Below are 18,267 nucleotides of genomic sequence, written 5' to 3'. Positions count from 1 at the left end.
CACACCCGTGCCCAGCAGTCCGCCAGTGCTGCCTGAGCACCCTTCTCAGTCACACCTGCTCTGGCGAAGCGGTGGAGCGTCTCATCCACGTCCCGGCTGGGCTCGTGTTCGTATTCGAACCACCGGACGAGCCGGACGCGGCCTCGGCGGGGGGCTGTTGTTCGGGGCGCCGACCAGCTCCTCGGCGGGTACGCCGCTGAGGACAGCGGGCCGTGAGCGTCAGGCCTCCGCCTCGGCCAGCCACTTGTCGCGAGCACTAAGCAGCAGCGCGCCGAAGCTGTCGTGGGGCAACAGGTCGCCACCGTCACCCGGCCACCACTCGTAGGCCCGCCACTCGCCGTCCGCGCCGATGTGGTCTGCGCTGAGCACCCAGACGTCGCCCTGGTTGGTGTCGGTGGAGATCAGTACGCACCGTCTGAGCTCGGACTCCAATTCGGGGAAGTCCATGTCCCCGAACCACGCTGTCCACATCTCGGGGTCCGCCTCCGGGTACCAGCCAATCGCCTCGACCCTTCGCAACGTGCCCGCGTTGGTCGGCATCTTGGCCCAGCCGTCGCTGACCAGCAGGAAGTTCCGGTAGCTGGGCGGCAGCGAGACGCCGAGCCGCTGCTCGGCGGCGCGGACCGCGTCCTCGCCTGCAGGCTGCGTACCGGGCCATCGAGTGCCGGGACCGGTCAAGAACTCACGCCAATCGAGGACGGTCACCGGTGGGGACATGCGCGTACTCCATTCGTGATGGCGGTGCACGCCGATCCTAAGGGGATTTCGTCCTGACGACGTCAGATTACGTGAGACAAATCGGTAAATGCCTCATAACCAACGAGACTGCCTCGGGTTCGACCAGACGGGACAGAACGCGCTCAAGGCCCCGGCATATCGAGAAGCGAGGTGGAGCCAAAATCCATCCCTGACCGGGGCCACTTATCGTGCCTGAAACCAATCACACTGTCCCGTCCTCTGCGGTGGCATGCGTGAAGGGCTTGTTCAGGATGCGTCCAACAAGGGTGCGGTACCACCGGGCCACGTCGGCGTACGCGCCCACCAGCGTCCATGCCGAGTTGTCGCCGTGGATCAGGATGTCAAGGGTCTGGCAGGCCGCGAACAGGGTCACCGACGGCGAGGAGAACTGACTGGGATGTGGTGTTACCGGCCTCCAAGGCCCTGAGGCTAGTGCCGTGCACGCCGAGACCGGGTGCCGTCACTGCGACAGCATGCGTCAGCGCGTCGATCTGAGCGGGACCCATGTCGTCGCCGTCCTTGGGCGGGTAGGCGAGCAGCACAGCGCTCCTGCCGCCCGACCCCACGAGCGTCTGGCTTCCTGTCGATGCATAGGACACGACGCGCAGCGTCGGCGCCGACCTCGCGATCGCCGCGTCCACCGCCCTCAACTGCGCTCGGACACCCGGCGCGCGGACGGTCTCCCCGGCGGGCGCGTCGAGGACCACCACCGCCGGATCGGACGTCACCCCACCGTAGTGCCGGGCGATCTGCGTGTTCGCCGTGAATGCCGGTCCGTTGACATGGTTGCCGCCGACCAACCGGCTCGACACGCTCGGTGCGGCCAGCACCCCGACCATAGTGATCACCAACCACGACAACCCCACGATCAACCGATGGCGGATCACCCATTCGCTGAGCGCTTCCATAAGAACTCCCTTATCCGGCTCTCTCACGGCTGCGGCGACGTTAGGAGGCGACGGCTTTCAGAACCCTTTCGGCCACCTGGTTGCTAGACGGCCGGCGAGGCGAAGGTCGCCTGTGCGGGGCGCTACACACTGCTGGTGGCCTCATCTGTCCGTAATGCTGAGACCACCATGTTGTGAAGTCGGCGTTCCAGGTCGAGATCTTGATGCGGGCCTCGGCGCGGGTGGTGAAGTGGTGGCGGTGCACGAACTCGACCTTGAGCGTGCTGTTGAACGCCTCGGCGGCGGCGTTGTCGACCCGACCCGGCCCATCGACTGGGTGATGCCGTGCCGGCGACACGCGGCCGCGGTGTACTCCCAGTGGTGTTCCTGCGGCTGGCTCAGCCCACGATCTTGCTGCTGGGTGTCGAAGGAGTCCGCCGTGGCCGCGCCCGGCGGACAACGACTCTTAATCCGCGGGTTCGCGGTTCAAGTCCCTGGCGGCACACCGGCAAGGAGCTGGGCGCTCTCGGTAGCACCGAGAGCGCCCAGTTTCCGTTACAGGGCGGTTTGGCGGCGGTGGTCGCTCCGGGTGGTCGACATCGCCGAGTTGTTCGATGAGATCGAGTACAACGACGTGTGGCCGCCGGCTCGGATCAAGCGACTTGGAAGGACCGCTTGGACAGTCCGAACCGGTAGCCCTCGATCGTCGTCCGTACGGGTGCTTCGGCGTCGGCAGCGACCCCGAGGGTGACGAACATCGGTGTGTAATGCTCGACGGTGGGGTGCGCATAGTGCACTGCGGGGGCGAGGCTGCGGTAGTCGGCCAAGGTGTCGACGTCACCACGGGCGAGGGCGTCGGCCGCCCAGGCGTCGAAGTCGGCGGACCAGGACGGCACGACGTTGTGCACGAACTGGTCCCGGGTGAGGAAGGGAACCCCGTGCGTCATGTAACCCGACCCGATCACGAGCACGCCTTCCTCGCGCAGGGGCCGCAGCCGACGGCCGATGTTCATCAGCCGGGCGGGGGCGTGGGTGGGCAAGGACATCTGCAGGACTGGTACGTCGCCGTAGGGGTACATGGTCTTCAGCGGGACCCACGCGCCGTGGTCCAGGCCGCGGCCAGCGTGTTGGTGGACCGGTTCGCTGTCCGGCATTGAGGCCATTACGCGGGCGGCCAGTGCGCCGGCGTCCGGCGTTTCATAGGTCATCCGGAAGTAGCGCTGGGCGAAGCCCCCGAAGTCGTAGACCAACGGCGTGCTCGGACCCGACGCCGACAGGCTGAGCGGCGCCGATTCCCAGTGCGCGCTGACGATCAGGATCGCTGTCGGCTTGGGTAGCGCCTGGGACCAGCCGAACAACTCGCTCATCCACAACGCGTCCTCGAACAGCGCTGGAGAGCCATGGCTGAGGTAGAGCGCGGGCATTGGGCCATCGGCCGGCGTCCAGCGACGCTGACCGCGACTAGCGGGAGCCTGCTCTCTCATGAACCGGTCGTAGACGGCCGCGGGATCGGCAGCAGCATTCATACTTGCCTTCTTCATCGCAGGTGCTCGCCTCTCTCCGTCTGCGTGTGCCGACTCTGAACCGTTCACCGCGTCGCAGTGAGCGCGGCGCCTTCGGCAGTGGGGCGCAGGACGAAGTCGTAGGTGAGGGTGCGGTAGGACCGGTCGAGGCCGCGAGCGAGATGGTCGTCGTGACGGGTGGTCACCTTGACCGCATCGGCGGGGACGGGGCCTTCGATGGTGCTGTCGACCAGTGGGTCGCCGTCGAAATAGATCTGGGTGGTCAGTGGCAGGCACCCGTCTGCGGAGACGATGGAGTGGATGTGCAGCGGGCGCAGGCCTTGAAGCTGCAACGCCTGGGTCAGCGCGGCCAGCGGGCTGTCCATGGCCAGACCGAAGGTTTCGATGCCGGGCATCACCGTGCGGAACTCGTAGCGGCCGTCGGCGTCGGCGATGATCCTGGCGCGGAGGTTGCTGACCGGGATGCCGGTGGAGTCGTTGGGGATGTTCAGCGGCTCGAAGTCGCTGCTGTCCATGCCGGAATAGACGTTGTTGGCGTCGATCTGCCAGATCTCGAGGGCCGCTCCGGGCAGCGGGTCGCCGGTGGTGGTGCGCACAGTCCCGGACACGATGAGGGGTTCGCCGGGTTCGTCGGAGCGCATGGGCAGCACAGCGGGGCTGTGCAGGACAGGAGCGCCGGGGCGGTGGGCGGGGCCCTCCATCTCCCAGTGGCTCGCGCCGTCCTTCTCCGGGTGGGCGTAGGTCGCGCCCGCGGTGGCTTTCAGGACGGTCTTGTAGAAGAAGATGCTCGCGGACGGCAGTTCGCCGGCGTCGGCGACCTGCTGCAGCCATTCGATGGCGGCGAGCAGTTCCTCGAGGCTTACCTGGTGCTTCAAAATGACGTCGTCTATGGCGCGGCGCAGATCGGCGAACACGACCTGCAGCCGGGTTTGGGCCTGGCTCATGTGCCTTGGCTCCTTTTCGGTGCGAAGAGAGCGCGGCTTGGACGGACGCGGTGACGCGTCAGGGCATGAATTCGACGTGCCCTTTCGGCTCGATCGGTCAGCGTCGGATACCGGCGACGAGCTCTTCCCAGTTCCGGTAGGCGATGCGCTCGCGGTCGGCCTCGCCGATCGGCGCCGTGTCCAGGAAGCGCTTCGCGGATCCGGCATGCTCTCTGTTGAACGGGGAGTCGGAGGCGTACATGATCCGCTCGATCCCCACCGTCTCCAGGCTCCACCGCAGATACTTGTGGCTAGAGATGCCGCCCGGGGTGATGAAGATGTTCGAGCGGAAATACTCCGCGATCGGGCGCCGCAGGTCGGTGAGCTTGTCCATGGCCGCGATGCGGTCCAGATAGAACAGCACGACTTCGCCCCAGTGCCCCAGGATGACCTGCAGTTCGGGGAACCGGTCGAAGACGCCGGCGATGATCATCCGGAGCACGGTCAGCCCGGCGTCGTAGTGCCAGCCGAACGCACCGGTGGCCAGCATGCTGTCCACCGGTGCGCCGAAGCCGCGATAGTAGGCCTCGGTGACGGCCGGGAACGGAACGCTCGGGTGCAGGTAGACGGGCGCGCGCAGGTCCTCGGCAGCCTCGTAGACGTCCCAGAATTCAGGAGCGTCCAGGGCCCGGCCACCGGAGTTGGCGTTGACGAGCGTGCCGTTGAGCCCCAGCTCGGTGACCGCGCGCCGCAGTTCGGCGGCTGCGGCCGATGGAGCGGAGGTAGCGAGCGCCGCGAACCCCTGGAAGCGCCCGGGGTGGCGGCGCACGGCGGCGGCGATCGCGTCGTTCGTGGGTCCTTGCAGGGCGACCGCCTCCGCCGTGTCGAGGTTCTGCAGCCCCGGCGTCGTCAGGGACAGCACCGACACGTCGATCCCGGCGTCGTCCATCGCGGCGATGCGTCCGCCGTCGAGATCCAGCAGCGCCGGCGTGATGTCACTGGCGACGGCCCACTTCATCATCGGTTCAGCGAGCTGGGGGTCGCGCCGCTTCCACGCCTCGACCACATCGGCGGTGACGAAGTGCTCTTCGAGCCCGTAGAGCTTCATCTCAGCTGCGAACGGTCTTGAGCGCGCCGGCCCAGGACTCGAGCTGGTCGAACAGGACGGAAGCAGCGTGGTCGTGCATCGGGGAAGGCTCGAACACCGAAAAGTTCTCGAAGTCGGTGAGCAACGAGAAGGAGAGTTGCTGGCGCACGTGGGCCAGTTGCAGCTCGCTCGAGATCGCCCGCAGGTGCTCGATCGCCCGCGTACCGCCGAGCGAGCCGTACGACACGAAGGCGGCGGCCTTGTTGTTCCACTCCGTGTAGAGGTAGTCGATGGCGTTCTTCAGCACCCCCGAGGTCGAGTGGTTGTACTCCGGGGTGACGAAGACGTACCCGTCGAACTCGTTGATCTTGGCGGACCAGGCCTTCGTGTGCTCGCCGGCGTACACGCCCCGGCTCGCAGGCACGGCCTCGTCCAGATGCGGCAGCGGGTAGTCGAGCAGGTCGATCAGCTCGTAGTCGGCGTTGGCACGCTCCTTGGCCTTGGTCAGCACCCAGTTCGCCACCGCTTCGCCGTTACGGCCGGGGCGGGTGCTGCCGAGGATGATGGCTATCTTCAGGTTGCTCATGGACGGTCCTTCCGATCCGAGCGGCAACTTCACTTGAATGTTCAAGTGACAACGTAGAGCACCCTCACTTGAATCGTCAAGTGAGACCTCGGTTGCGCGGTAGACTGCGCACGTGTCTGTCCAAGAGGAGTCCGAGGTCTCCGAGCCACGCTGGCTCACCACCGACCAGCTGGCGGCGTGGCGCGGGTTCATGAGGCTCCTCCAGCGACTGCCGGCGGCGCTGGAGTCGCAGCTCCAGCAGGACTCGAAGCTCAGCTTCTTCGAGTACTACGCGCTGGCACACCTGTCCGATCAGCCCGAGCTCCGCATGAGAATGAGCGAGCTCGCGCTCCTGGCCAACACGGAGCTGTCCCGCCTGTCCCACATGATGGGCCGGCTGGAGAAACGCGGGTTCGTGCGCCGCGAGCCCGACCCGCGCAACGGGCGGTACACGCAAGCGATCCTGACCGAAGCCGGCTACGCCCACCTGGCGGACGCGGCACCCGGACACGTGGCCCGGGTGCTGGACCTGTTCGTCGACGTCCTGACCCCGGACGACCTGCGGACGCTGCAACGGATCTCCGACAAGGTGCTCGCCCGCATCGAGCACTCACAGGGGCGAACGACGAGCGACCACCCGGCGGATCGGGCCCCGAAGGGTGCGGCTCGGTTCAAAGGACGGTGACTGCAAGGGGTGCCGCCCGCCCGCTTCCGCTCCCGCCCAGGTGGACGACGTGCGCAGAGAAGGCATCAATTACCGGCCGACAGCGTTGCACGGCGACGCACCATCGATCGGCTTACCGAGCACACCGAGCCGTAACCCCGCCAGCGCCATTCCCTCGCCTCCGCCCGGCCGTCGGGTCAGGCCGGAGAGGATGTCAGACGTTGGGAACGGCGCCCCAGATGGCGTGCGCGGTGGCGAAGTCCTGCCAGGCCAGATATCCACCGCTGTTGCTGTAACCGGAGATGGTGCCCTTCGCGATGATTCCGTTCGTCGTGGGGAGCATGACCGGTCCGCCGCTGTCACCGGACCAGGCGGCAACCCCTGTGTCCTCGTTCTGGGACAGGACCAGGCCGCTGTAGCACTCCCAGTCACCCCACGGGTCGTAGTCGCAGTACGACGTGTTACCGGCGTCGATCACGACGTGCCCGCACAGCCAGGTCGTGGCCTCGCCCGACGAACAGAGCTCCTCGCCGGTGTAGACCGGGGCCCAATCGATCACATGACCCGTGCTCGTCGACGAGCCGAAGCCGGTGAAGACGTACTTGCCGGCGGCCGCCGAGATCAGCAGCAGGTCGTTGGACATGTCCTCCCGCGTCGCGTTGCCGATCGGCAGGTTGTCGCCGGTGTTCCAGTGCTGATTGGGATACCCGCAGTGGCCGGCGGTGAGGAGATACCGCTGCCCGTCCACCCAGACGCCGAACCCGGCGGTACACCGGACCCCCTCGTCGCTGATGATCTCACCGCCCCCGTAGTAGGGGGAGACGTCGTCCCACCGCCCGGCCGCGTGCAGCCGGGGCTGCACCTCGACCCGCACCGGAACGCCCACGTTGGGCAGGGCGGCCGTGACTCTGGCGGTCGTGTCGACGTCCACGCCGACCACCAGGCCGCTGCCGTTCACGGGCGCCGAGACCCGGTGCGCCGGACCGCCCGGGTGCGCGCGCAGGTACGCCGTCATCCGCGCGGACGCCGTCCCCAGCTCGGCCAGTGAGTGCCCGGCGCGCATCACCTCGACCGGAGCGGTACCGCGGGCCTCGGTGACGGCCGCGTTCACCGCGGCCGGTGGCGTGCCCTTGTACCAGAGCCGTACGGAGCCGCCGTGCAGCTCGATACCGGAGAACCCGCCCGCGTCGCGTGCCGCGGCCCGGCGGATCCGCTCGGCGGCGGACCGTGCCTTGGCCTGGGCCTGGATACGGGCGCGCTGCGCGGCCGGTACGCGTGCGAGGGGGTCGCCCGCGGTGCCACTCGGCTTCGGCGGGTCCGCGCTCGCCGCGGCGGTACCGGTCAGCATGACGCCGGCACTCAGCAGTGCGAGCACGGCGCACTTCCACTTCCGCATGATGTTCCCTCCCGGCGGGGCTGGGTGAAGACCAGGGGAAACGTAAATCGTGGGCACCGTGCTCTACGTCGGGTGTTTCCCTACGTTCCGGGCTCTTCCGCTCGGCGCTCGGCCACCATCCAGGCGCCGAGCTCGGCGCGGGAGGCGATGCCGAGCTTCCGGTAGACGCGCGCCAGGTTGGCCTCCACCGTCTTCGGGCTGATGTACAGCGCGGAGGCGATCTGGTTGTTGGTCGCGCCCGCGGCGGCGTTCTCGGCCACCTGCCGCTCACGCGGGGTGAGTTCCGGTCCGCCCGAGCGGCGCAGTCCGAGACGCGCCAGCTCCGCGGCCGCGCGCCGGGACCACTGCGCCGCGCCCACCTCGTCGAAGACGGCGCGGGCCCGCTCCAGGGTCTCCTTCGCGCGGCGCCGCTGGTTGGTGCGGCGCTGGAGCTGACCGAGCACGAACAGGGTACGAGCCCGTTCGACCGGATGCTCCAGGCGCTCGTGGTGCTTCAGCGCCTCGGTCAGCGACTCCAGGGCACCGCGAGGGTCACCCCGCGCGGCGCGTAACAGCGCCCGGCAGCGGAGCCCGGTCGCCAGGGCCCAGGGCCGGTCGAGATCCCTACCGCGCTTCTCGAACCAGGCGAGTACCGGCTCCGCGGTGTCGGGCTCACCGATCGCGATCAGCGCCTGGACGGCCTCGGGCACGAACGGGATCGCGGCGGGCTCCTGCACTCCGGCCAGCGGCAGAAGCTCGAGCACCGGCCGGAGCGCCTCCACCGCGGCGGGCGCGTCGTCCAGTGACAGGTACGCGAAGCCGAGGACGGCCAGCGGCCACGACACCCAGCCGCGGCAGCCGGCCTGGGTGAACAGCGAGGCCGCCCGCCCGGCCCGGTCGAGCGCGGACCGGGTACGCCCGGTGTAGGCATCCGCGAACGCCATGGCCGTGAGCGCGTGCGCCATGAGGACGTCGGTGCCGACTCGCGCCGCGGCCTCCAGGCCCTCCTCGCCGTGGCGTACGGCCGCCGCGAGGTCGCCGCGGCTGCAGGCCGCGGGGGCCAGGAGGAACGCGAGGAACGGCAGCGCGGCCTCGTCGCCGAGCTCCAGCAGCCGGGATCGGACGCCTTCCAGCGACTCCCGCGCCGCCTCCGGCCGGCCGATCCAGCTCATCAGCGCGCCGTGGATCGCGCTGGGCCGCATGGGGGCCGGCGTCCGGCGCGTGATGTCCTCGATCGCGAGCGCACGGTCGAGGCGCCGCTCGTCCAGCCCGTGCCCGAGCAGGAACTCCACCATCGTCGCGGACGCCAGCACCTCGGCCAGCAGCCCTGGACGGCCGTACTCCTCGGCGGCGGCGACCGCCGCCCGCACGTACTCGGCCGCCATCGGCATCCGCTCGACCGCGTGCGCCACGTAGGCCAGGCCCGTGTTGACCGCGGCGCGCTCCGCGGCGTCCGCGCCGGCCTCGGCCAGCGCCAGGCGGAGAAGGCGTCCCGCCTCGGGGAAGCTGTCGTCGTGGTACCGCACCTCGCCCAAGAGCCGCAGGACGCGGGCGCGCTCCCGGCCGGGCGGACAGCCGGACAGCACCCGTTCCAGCAGTTCCCCGGCCCGGCGCCGGTCTCCGCCCACGAAGTGCTGCTCCGCGGCGTCGGCCTGCCGGCGCCGCCACGCCGCGCGTTGGTCCGGCGGAGTCGCCTCGGCGGCCAGCTCGTACAGCTCGGCCGCGGCGTCGGGGGCTCCGCGGGTACGGGCGGTGCGCGCGGCGGCGTCGAGCGCGTCCGCCACCTCGCGGCTCGGTCCCTCCGCGGCGAGGGCGAGATGCCGTGCGCGTTCCTCGGGTTCGGGCACCACCCGCGCCAGCCGCCGGTGTAATCGGCGGCGCTCCTCCGGCCCGGCCTCGGCGTACACGGCCGCGGCGATCAGCGGATGAGAGAAGCGCACCCTGTCACCCTCGAGTACGACGAGCTCCGCGTTCTCCGCCGCGCCGAGCACCTCGGCGGGGAACCGGCGGCGGTCCACCGCCCGCAGCAGGCGTGTGGTGGGCCGCGTCAGCGCCGCGGCGGCGAGCAACGCGTCGCGGGTGGCCGCCGGAAGCCGTGCCACGCGCCGTACGACCAGCTCGTTGAGCGTCGCGGGGACCGGCAGCGCCTCTCCGGGCGGCAACGACCCAGCGCGCGAGGCGAGCGCCCGCACGATCTCCAGGGCGAACACCATGTTCCCGGCCGCCGCGGACTGGATCTTCATCAGCGTGCGCCTCGGCAGTGCCAGCCCCGCCCGGGTCAACGCGAGCCGGTGCAGCGCGGCCAGGCCGAGAGGCCGGAGTTCGAGCCGCGTGAGCCGTCCCTCACCGAGATCGCGCTCCAGACCGGCCGCCACGCCCGCTCCGGCCCCGGCCCGGATCGTGGCGAGGAGCCTCACCGGCTCCTCGTCCAGCCTCCGCAGCACGAACCCGAGCATGCGCGCCGACGGGGTGTCGAGCCACTGCCAGTCATCGACCGCGATCAGAACGGGACCGGAGCGCGCCACGGCCCGCATCACCGACAACAGTCCGAACGCGACGGCCCGCTCGTCGGCCGGCTCTTCGGACTCGGCCCGCAGCAGCGCGAGCTCCAGCGCCCGGCGCTGAGGGCCGGGTAGCCCAGGAAGGGCGTCGCCCAGCACGGGATCGACCAGGTCGGCGATCGCGGTGAAGGACAGCTGTGCCTCCGCCTCCGCGGGCCGGCACCCCAGGACCCGGTGGCCCCGCTCCCGGGCGGCCGCGACTCCGGCCTGCCAGAGTGTGCTCTTGCCAATGCCCGCGGCGCCCTCGATCAGCAGGCCTGCGGCTCCCGCGGGCTCCGCGCGGAACAACTCGGCGACCACGGCCAGCTCGGCTCGCCGGCCCACGACGACGACGTCCTGCCCCCAACGCACCACGAGCACTCCCGCCGTCAGGCCATCCGGCCGTCAGGGCCGACCGGCCGGCCGGCCGCCTCCCAGTATCGGCCGCCGCCGGCCGCTCGTGTACCGCACGCCGCCCGCGGATCCGGGCGTACGGGCGGGAGGACGTCATCGCGCGTGGGAGCGGCGCAGCTCCTGCTCGATGTGCTCGAGTGAGCGGCCGCGGGTCTGCGGCAGGCGGCGAAGCACGAACAACCAGCAGGCGCCGCACCGGGTGGCCACGTAGTGCTCGACGTAGGCGGCGTGCGCCTGCTCGGGCACGTGCGGCACGACGAGCGAGTCCAGCAGGGCACCGGAGCCGCGGTCATACACCGCGATCTCCTCCACCAGGCCGTCACCGTCCCGGTCCCGCCGTACCGCGGCGATCGCCGGGCAGCGCAGCGCGAACTCGCTCCAGTCCGCCGGCGGAGTCGCCCCACCGAACGGCGGTGGCGCGGTCCGGGCCGGCCCGCTCTCGATGGCGCGCAGCGCCTCGGTGTAGGACTCACCGGTTTCCGCCATGCGGCCACGGGCGGCGTCGGTGAAGGCCCCGTAGTCCGCGCGGGCCTCGTCTGGAGCAGACCGGAACCGAGAAGCGGTCAGCCGTCCCGACCTGCTCCAGATCGCCCTCCCGCTGCGGGAAACGGCCAGTCGCGGCCCCCTCCACTGGCCGTTCGGTTCGCCCTCAAGGGCCGGAACCTCCTACGGACAATTCCCTCCCCGGGACCGCGAGACAGGCTCGTAGCTGCCCCTGCTCGCTGGCGTGGGCACGGCTCTACGGCTCTTACCTACGATCAACATCCGGTTACGGAGCCGGTCCGCCCGCTTGCCGATTGTTGAGACGTATCAGAGGATTCCGCCAACAAGTCAGGCCGAGCGCGCCGCATTCCGAACTTCGGGGGTCACGGAACAAACATGACGATTCGCAGCAAATCAGGCCTGCCATCCCCCGCCGGCGAAACTGAGCGAGCGTGACGAGCGAACGTACCGCCGCGCATGGCTCCGAGGTGACCGTCACTCCTCCCGCAGATGGATTGGCGTCCCTACTGAGCTTGACCGCATGGCCAGGCGACGCCGGTTGTGCCTACATGATCGGCGGACTCACCGCCGGCGCCGCAGAGCTTGAGGCCGCCGCTCAGATGATCGCCGAGGACGCCATGCGAATCCGCTGCGGCGAATCCCCGGTGATGGACAAGTGGTGCGCCAGACGCGACGGCGGACAAGACTACAGCGAGTCGGACAAGCGCGCGGTAGAGGTCTTCGTACAGCCGGTCTTCGGGCTGCCTACCTACGACACGACGGCGATGGAAAAGATCCGGAACCACCTGGAGGGATTCGTCGCAGAACTGTTGTGGAACCGCCTCATCCGCGATCGCACCGTGACCGCCGATGGCCGGACCTTGGTCCACGCCGAGGAGGTCAAGGCCGATCCGACCGGGACCGGCGCCGACGGCCTGGTGGTCTATGAGGTCACCGACGGCACATTGGTCTTCCAGCTATGGGAGATCAAGAAACACGCTGCCACGACCCACATCTCGGCCACTATCAAACGCGCCGCCGATCAACTCGCCGAGCACGGACCGCGTTACCTGGCGATGCTGACCGCCCCGGGCACCAAGCACCCCGGCCCTCTCGGACGGCTCTACGCCGACCTGGTCCCCTTGTGGCTCGAGAACTCCCCACGCGCCGGCATCGGCATATCGGTCGCCACCTCCACGACGCACCTACCTCCGCGGTCCACCGTGTTCACCAACGTCGCTCCAGTCTTTCCCAACTTGGACGCCCCTGGGCAACGTGAAGGTCTTCTGGTGGCCGTCACCGACTTCCCCGTCTTCGCCGACCGGGTCAAGGAGATCGTGTGGACCGGGCTTTGAATCTCGACGCCCTGGCCACCGCGCTCGGCGACCAGGAAGGACTCCCCACCCCCCAAGAGCTCCAGGAGATGCTGGCCGACGCCGAGGTCCACCTGTTCCGCAGCCGCGGTGAAGGCGGCGAGATAACCGAGAAGCTGCTGAACACCGCCTGGTACCTGCACGCCATCGCATCCGTCGACGCCGCCCAGCGACGCTATACCCCAGCCCGCCAACGCCAGGCCTTCGCCGTCAGCGCGCACGTGTTCGACCTCGCCTTGGCCGAGTCACGATGGCAGCGAGCCGACCGCCTGCAACTCGCCTTCGCCGCCGCGATCGGATACCGCCGCGGAGACCGCGACCCGAACGCCACCGCGATTCTTCGCCGCTTCCGCGCCGACATCACCGCCGGTGAACCGCTCTTGGACCACATCGGCACGCTGGCCCTTGAGGCCGGCCTCGCCCTGCTCGGGTTCGAGACCAGGACCTTGTTCGCCTGGTTCCGCGCCTGGCAACGGCAACTGCGTGACCTGGCCGCACTCGCTGAGCTGAGTGACTTGTCCACTACCGCCTACGGCACCACCGACGCTGTCGTCCGCGGCGCCGCCGACCTGCTGTACTACCTCGCTCGCGGCGACCAGCGACGACTCACCCGCGCGAATGAGACCCTGATATCCGCCGCACTCGGCCGCGTCGGGCCCGCCGAACCGCTCGCCCGATGGGTGGCCGCCCACCTTCTGTCCCTTGCCGGGGAAGCCTCCACCGGCTCCGTGTGGAGCCCCGACCTGCTTCCCCCCGACCTGCCCGACGCGGTCCGGCACGCTTTCACCCTCGCCAACCCGCCGGTGCTGACCCTTTGGAATCCCCAGCGTGAACTGCTGACCAGCAGCCCCTCCCCGTTCGATCCCGACGTGCGCCGGATGGTCCACTCGGTACCGACCAGCGGAGGCAAGACCCTCATCGCACAACTCCTCGCCCTATCCCACTTGGCACGTAACTCCACCAGCGTCTGCTACGTCGCGCCCACCCGAAGCCTGTGCCGCGAGGTACGGCGTGCCTTCGCCGCCCGGCTCCACGTGCTCGCTAAAGAGACCGGACCCGACCAACCGGACTTCCCCTCATCCGGCCAACTCCCCGAGGGCGAGCACCTGTGGAACGTTCTGCTCGCCGAACTGACCGCCCCGCAGGACCCCCCCGATGTGGAGGTCTTCACACCCGAACGACTCATGCACCTGCTGCGACACGACGCCAAGGCGGTGCTGGATCGCTTCGGGATGTTCATCTTCGACGAGGCGCAGCTGATCAAGGAGAACTCCCGAGGCTTCACGCTCGAAGCGCTGATCACGTTCCTGCACCATCGCACCCGGCAGAGCCGCCACCGGATCATTCTGCTGTCAGCAGCCCTCGGGAACGCCACCCAGATCCTGCGGTGGATCGATCCCGACGGAACCGCCGAACCGTTCGAATCTCAATGGCGCGGCCCTCGCCGCCTCCACGCCGCGATCTCCACCCAGGTCAACTGGAACGGCAAGACGATCACAGCCAGCAGAGGCTCCTATCCCTACCGGCAGCACTACCCGCTAGCCGGACTCATCCGCCTGCGCCCGTCCGACGGGCGGGAAGTCACACTTATCACCAGGGAACCCGTCGGCACTCTCGTGCTAAAGGCCTACGATCCCGATCAGCGGGGAGGCCCAAGAGATACCAACAAGTCCGACCGTAACTACCTCATCGCGGCGAAGATGATCGCCCTCATCGGACACGCGGGCACCGCCCTGACGGTCTGCCCGACCCGAGCCACGGCACAACGCATCGCCCTCAGCTTGGCCGACACGCTCCCCGACCACCCTCCCGCGCACAGCCTCGCCGACTTCGTCCGCACCCAACTCGGAGACGAACACCCCCTCACCCGCACCCTCGCCCACGGCGTCGGATTCCACCACGCCGGACTCCCGATCGAAGTCCTCGAAGCACTCGAAGATGCACTGCGCGCCGAAGCACTGCCGCACCTGACCTGCACCTCCACCCTCACCGACGGCGTCAACCTGCCCGTCCACACCGTCGTCATCTACGACGAGACCTACGACGGCATGCCTGAGGACGCCCGGCTGCAAGGCCCGCGCATGGTCAACGCCGTCGGCCGCGCCGGCCGGGCCGGCAAAGAGACTGAAGGATGGATCGTGCTCGTCCGGGCAGCCGACCCTTCCGACGCCGACTTCGCTGATCTGGCCCCAACGGCCGAGGAACTCACTATTTCCTCCTCCATCGCCGCCACCAGTGCCCTGCAGGCCATCGCTGACCTGGAGCACATCGCCAGGGAAGCCGATGACGCTGTCCTACGCCGAGCCGGCGGTGCGGCCGCCGACTTCGTCGCATTCCTATGGTTCTACCTCGCCGACGAGGAAGCCCGCGGTATCGATCCTGATCAGGTGGACCTCGACGCATTCATCGATGAACTGCTCGCCGCGGCGCAGATACCTGAGCACGTGCCAACGTTCTCGGCGGTCGCCCACACCGTGCAACGCCAGTACATGCGTACCGAATCGACCGCCCGGCGCCGCTGGCCTCGCACCGGCACCAGCATCGGGTCAGCACAGGTCATCGACGCCCGCGCCCGGCAGCTCGCCAAGCTGATCAGTCAACAAGACACCCCAGAAGTCGACACCCTCAACCGAGCCGGCCCCGCGCTCGAGCTCCTCGCCAGGACCGGCACGATCAGTGCCCTGCTCGCGCTGCCCGAAAACACTGCCGCATGGGACTTCCGGACGACGCCCAGGGGAGCAAGCTTCGACGTCTCCGTATCCGCCGTCCTCGCCGACTGGCTAAACGGCCGCTCCTACGCACAGCTCGCCCAGACCCACCTCGCCCAGATGACCGACGCCGCCCGACGCATCGAGGCAATGGTGGACGCTGTCACCCGCCGCTTCGAGCACTTCCTGGCCTGGACCGTAGGCGCACTGGTCGAACTCGTGAACCTCTACCTCGCCGACGCCGAAAGCGACCGCCGGCTCTGCCCCGAGCTGGGCCCCTACATCCGCTACGGCGTCAGTGCCCCCCGCGCCCTGTCACTGATGATGCAGGGCCTGCGATCCCGGCGCCTCGCCCACGAGATCGCCCAGCAGATCCCCGAAGACGGTCAGCCAGGCGGCACCGACCCCCGTGAGTGGCTGACGACGATGACCATCTCCGAATGGCGACAGCGCTTCACCGCCTCAACCTCAGAAATACTCGATCTGCTCGACCTCACCCGTACACGCCACCGCAGCCTCCTACGCACTCTCCTCGAGAACGCCACCGCCCGCATCGACATCAACCTTGAGAACAGCGTCCCAGACACTAACGCCGATCAACTTTTCCTTGCACCCGTCCCCGACTCCCCCAAACCCGCGCCCATCGGTGTTTTCTCTGGAGAACGACTCATCGGCACGGTTCGCTCGGCCGACCACGCGGACGTCTCAACGATCCTGGACACCGGCCTGGAACTCAACTTTGAGCTTCTTGGCACGTCGCTCGACATCTCGACGCCGAATCAATGATCTGCCGCCCGGTCTTGAGACAGTCCCACGTCAGAGCAACGCTTATAGCTGGAACCTAATCCACCACACGCGCCGAAGATACGAGTACTGCAACGTAGGGCCCCTGAGATGGAAACCAACCTAGATATCAATACAGACAGAGACGCTCAATGACGACCGGATCGACGATCTGCAGTTACGCGGTCGTCCTCATTTCACACCGACGTACCAGCCCCGGCCGGTGCGGCAAGACATTCGCACGCAGCCACGGATGCGCTGCAGCCGCGTCAATCCCACCGTTGTCGAAAATCGAATAATACTCACGATCATCAGCCGCAACCAAACCAACGCCGATCGAGCGAATACTGCGGCCATCCTCGACGAACTCTCAGCCATGCCAGACTCTCACGCATATCCTCCTAGTATTTACGTTCCCCGCGAGGATCATTCAGCCGCATTATTGAGAAAGACTGCTTCGATACGATCCAGATCCTTGATTCGATATACGATGCGATTAGAGATCCGCATGAATGGGATTCGCCTCTGACGGCGAAGTTCGTACAATAGGTCACGATTGCATCCAAGTCGCCGAGCGAGTCGACTTTCAGTAATATAGACTTCCGGATCTGGCTCAGAAGGTCGCCGTGGATACTTTGACACCATGACACGCACCTCTTCGGTACACTTATTCGACGCCCAATTCGTCGACCATGAGGCCACCACATAATTATCTTAGTAAGAAAAGATCAGCAAACGCTAAGGGCCGCGCCAGTGGCACATCACATAGGACGATGCAAGTCCCCTCAAACGTGCATTCGCGCCGCGTCGCCCTTCTCCATGTTCCCGTCAGCTGAACCCAGAATCGCCGCAACTACAACTGACCGCAATCAACTTTGAGTCTGCGGATAGAGGCGTCGAGGTACCTGATCGCGCAGGCAGGGGGTTCGGCAGCGTTGCCAGCCTCCCGGGCAGTGTCGAGCCGTAGGCCTTCCTGCCGTGGGCATCGGAGATAACCAATTGGACGCCGGATACGCAACGGGCGACAAGCCGCGCAGGTCGGTGCCCTTGGGGAAGTACTGGCGCAGCAGCCCGGTGGTGTTCTCGTCGGTGCCGGGCCAGCAGGCCGTACTGTGCCATCTCCGAGCCCTGGTCCCAGGTCAGGCTCAGTCGGCCGACTCGGGCAAGGTAGCCAGCACCGGGACGACGGCGTCGACGAAGGCCTCGGCGGAATGGCCGGTCGGCAGGTGGACCAGGCGCACGAGGCGGCTGGTGAGGTCGACCAGCATGCCTCGGCCGTCCCGACGCCGGCAAGGATCAGTCTCCAGTACTCATCCTCAAGCTGCCGCTTGCGTCCCCGCCGCTCTAACTCCACGACCCTTCACATACCAGGAGTGTTGCGACGAATACTGGAACCCGCCCGTCCGCTTGGGGTCAGTTTCACGTGTCGTCGACAGGAACACCGAAGACATGTGGGCCAGATGCGCCTGCAGTCAGCCCCCGCCGTAAATACCCGGTCCTTTCTCCGCCTCCAAGACGAGTGCAGTGCGTTTTCCAGCAGCGCCCAGAACACGCGCCCACCACGGGGAGACCGTCAGGCGCAGCCATTGCCGCGGGCAGGTGGTCACGATCAGCCGTCCGATCCGGCTGTCAGCCGCCACCTTGATGCGCATGATGTGCCCTCTAGTTACAGAGCGGGCTCGGTGAGAACCGAACAGGTAACCAAGCGTTGGTCCCAACCGCCGGACAGCGAGCAACGTCGAACGGGCCCTACCTCCAATCCCGTTCGGCGCACTGCTTGCAGGCGCGCGGGATGCCGAACTGCCGGCCGTAAACAGCAAGGCTGAATACAGGTGGGCCCAGAACACGGAGCGCAGGCACCCCAGCGTTCGTCCCCGCCCTATGCTTCCCCGCGAGCGTTGGCGGCATCTTCCCTCCCTGATCGCCGGTTGGCCCTGTAGCCGACCGTATCGGCACCTGCCAGGTCACCGGCCGATGATGTACGCGTACGCGTTAGACCCCGAACGAGACCGAACAAACCCCACTGATCCCGAACTACCCTTACCCACACGAGGGTTCTGACCAGCAGTGATATGGTTTGACCAGGTTGAGGGCCGCGCGGCCGGGGATCGGGGGGATCGTCGGGGTCCGGGCCAGGTCGGCGAAGGTCACCGCGCGCAGGATGCCCTCCGGCTCGACGGTCACGTCGTCGTCGAGGAGCAGCA

Annotated in this window: 15 protein-coding genes and 2 pseudogenes; 3 read left to right on the top strand and 14 right to left on the bottom strand. The window is 68.0% G+C overall.

All coding sequences use genetic code 11. From position 1 onward, the window contains the following. Positions 1–219 precede the first annotated feature (219 nt). The 8 genes and pseudogenes from AB0L00_RS38075 to AB0L00_RS38040 form a co-directional block, all read right to left on the bottom strand. Positions 220–717 (bottom strand): SMI1/KNR4 family protein, encoded by a 498-nt coding sequence (locus AB0L00_RS38075; RefSeq protein WP_364442325.1) that lies wholly within the window; start codon positions 715–717, stop codon positions 220–222. A 223-nt stretch (positions 718–940) separates the two neighbouring features. Then, the gene (locus AB0L00_RS38070; RefSeq protein WP_364442324.1) at positions 941–1,111 is read right to left on the bottom strand and encodes a hypothetical protein; all 171 of its coding nucleotides are present in this window, start codon (positions 1,109–1,111) and stop codon (positions 941–943) included. Continuing rightward, positions 1,080–1,646: a hypothetical protein gene (locus tag AB0L00_RS38065; RefSeq protein ID WP_364442323.1), complete on the bottom strand. Its 567-nt coding sequence runs from the start codon at positions 1,644–1,646 to the stop codon at positions 1,080–1,082. Before AB0L00_RS38065 ends, AB0L00_RS38070 begins: the two co-directional genes overlap by 32 nt. A gap of 205 nt (positions 1,647–1,851) precedes the next feature. Next, positions 1,852–1,970 (bottom strand): annotated as a pseudogene (locus tag AB0L00_RS38060) (IS3 family transposase); the annotation flags it as partial. 308 nt (positions 1,971–2,278) lie between these two features. Then, the gene (locus AB0L00_RS38055) at positions 2,279–3,049 is read right to left on the bottom strand and encodes a class III extradiol ring-cleavage dioxygenase (protein WP_364442322.1); all 771 of its coding nucleotides are present in this window, start codon (positions 3,047–3,049) and stop codon (positions 2,279–2,281) included. 164 nt (positions 3,050–3,213) lie between these two features. Continuing rightward, positions 3,214–4,092, bottom strand: coding sequence for a hypothetical protein (locus tag AB0L00_RS38050; protein ID WP_364442320.1), 879 nt, complete (start codon positions 4,090–4,092; stop codon positions 3,214–3,216). A 97-nt stretch (positions 4,093–4,189) separates the two neighbouring features. After that, complete coding sequence (locus AB0L00_RS38045; RefSeq protein WP_364442319.1) at positions 4,190–5,179, bottom strand: amidohydrolase family protein; 990 nt, start codon at positions 5,177–5,179, stop codon at positions 4,190–4,192. Position 5,180: 1 nt separating this feature from the next. After that, positions 5,181–5,744 (bottom strand): NAD(P)H-dependent oxidoreductase, encoded by a 564-nt coding sequence (locus AB0L00_RS38040; RefSeq protein ID WP_364442318.1) that lies wholly within the window; start codon positions 5,742–5,744, stop codon positions 5,181–5,183. 112 nt (positions 5,745–5,856) lie between these two features. Between AB0L00_RS38040 and AB0L00_RS38035 the strand changes: the two genes are divergently transcribed. After that, positions 5,857–6,408: a MarR family transcriptional regulator gene (locus AB0L00_RS38035; protein ID WP_364442317.1), complete on the top strand. Its 552-nt coding sequence runs from the start codon at positions 5,857–5,859 to the stop codon at positions 6,406–6,408. Between the two features lie 193 nt (positions 6,409–6,601). Here AB0L00_RS38035 and AB0L00_RS38030 read toward each other — a convergent pair whose 3' ends face one another. The 3 genes from AB0L00_RS38030 to AB0L00_RS38020 form a co-directional block, all read right to left on the bottom strand. Beyond that, the gene (locus tag AB0L00_RS38030; RefSeq protein ID WP_364442316.1) at positions 6,602–7,783 is read right to left on the bottom strand and encodes a hypothetical protein; all 1,182 of its coding nucleotides are present in this window, start codon (positions 7,781–7,783) and stop codon (positions 6,602–6,604) included. An 80-nt stretch (positions 7,784–7,863) separates the two neighbouring features. Next, entirely contained in the window at positions 7,864–10,677 is a 2,814-nt protein-coding gene (locus AB0L00_RS38025) for a LuxR C-terminal-related transcriptional regulator (RefSeq protein WP_364442315.1), read from the bottom strand. Between the two features lie 132 nt (positions 10,678–10,809). Then, a complete protein-coding gene (locus AB0L00_RS38020; protein ID WP_364442314.1) occupies positions 10,810–11,202 on the bottom strand; it encodes a hypothetical protein in 393 nt (130 codons plus the stop codon). Between the two features lie 449 nt (positions 11,203–11,651). Here AB0L00_RS38020 and AB0L00_RS38015 point away from each other — a divergent pair, with 449 nt between their 5' ends. Beyond that, a complete protein-coding gene (locus tag AB0L00_RS38015; RefSeq protein WP_364442313.1) occupies positions 11,652–12,554 on the top strand; it encodes a hypothetical protein in 903 nt (300 codons plus the stop codon). Further along, a complete protein-coding gene (locus tag AB0L00_RS38010) occupies positions 12,539–16,066 on the top strand; it encodes a DEAD/DEAH box helicase (RefSeq protein WP_364442311.1) in 3,528 nt (1,175 codons plus the stop codon). Before AB0L00_RS38015 ends, AB0L00_RS38010 begins: the two co-directional genes overlap by 16 nt. Positions 16,067–16,489: 423 nt before the next feature. On the opposite strand, the gene AB0L00_RS38005 is transcribed toward AB0L00_RS38010, so the two are convergent. The 3 genes and pseudogenes from AB0L00_RS38005 to AB0L00_RS37995 form a co-directional block, all read right to left on the bottom strand. After that, complete coding sequence (locus AB0L00_RS38005; RefSeq protein WP_364442310.1) at positions 16,490–16,708, bottom strand: helix-turn-helix domain-containing protein; 219 nt, start codon at positions 16,706–16,708, stop codon at positions 16,490–16,492. Positions 16,709–17,097: 389 nt separating this feature from the next. Further along, positions 17,098–17,328, bottom strand: a pseudogene (locus tag AB0L00_RS38000) (IS30 family transposase); the annotation flags it as partial. 207 nt (positions 17,329–17,535) lie between these two features. Continuing rightward, positions 17,536–17,715, bottom strand: coding sequence for a hypothetical protein (locus tag AB0L00_RS37995; protein ID WP_364442309.1), 180 nt, complete (start codon positions 17,713–17,715; stop codon positions 17,536–17,538). Between the last annotated feature and the right edge of the window lie 552 nt (positions 17,716–18,267).

Source organism: Actinoallomurus sp. NPDC052308, from assembly GCF_040679195.1.
Lineage (GTDB): Bacteria > Actinomycetota > Actinomycetes > Streptosporangiales > Streptosporangiaceae > Actinoallomurus > Actinoallomurus liliacearum.
The sequence above is the reverse complement of the archived record's forward strand: the minus strand, read 5'-3'. Positions and strand labels throughout refer to the sequence as shown.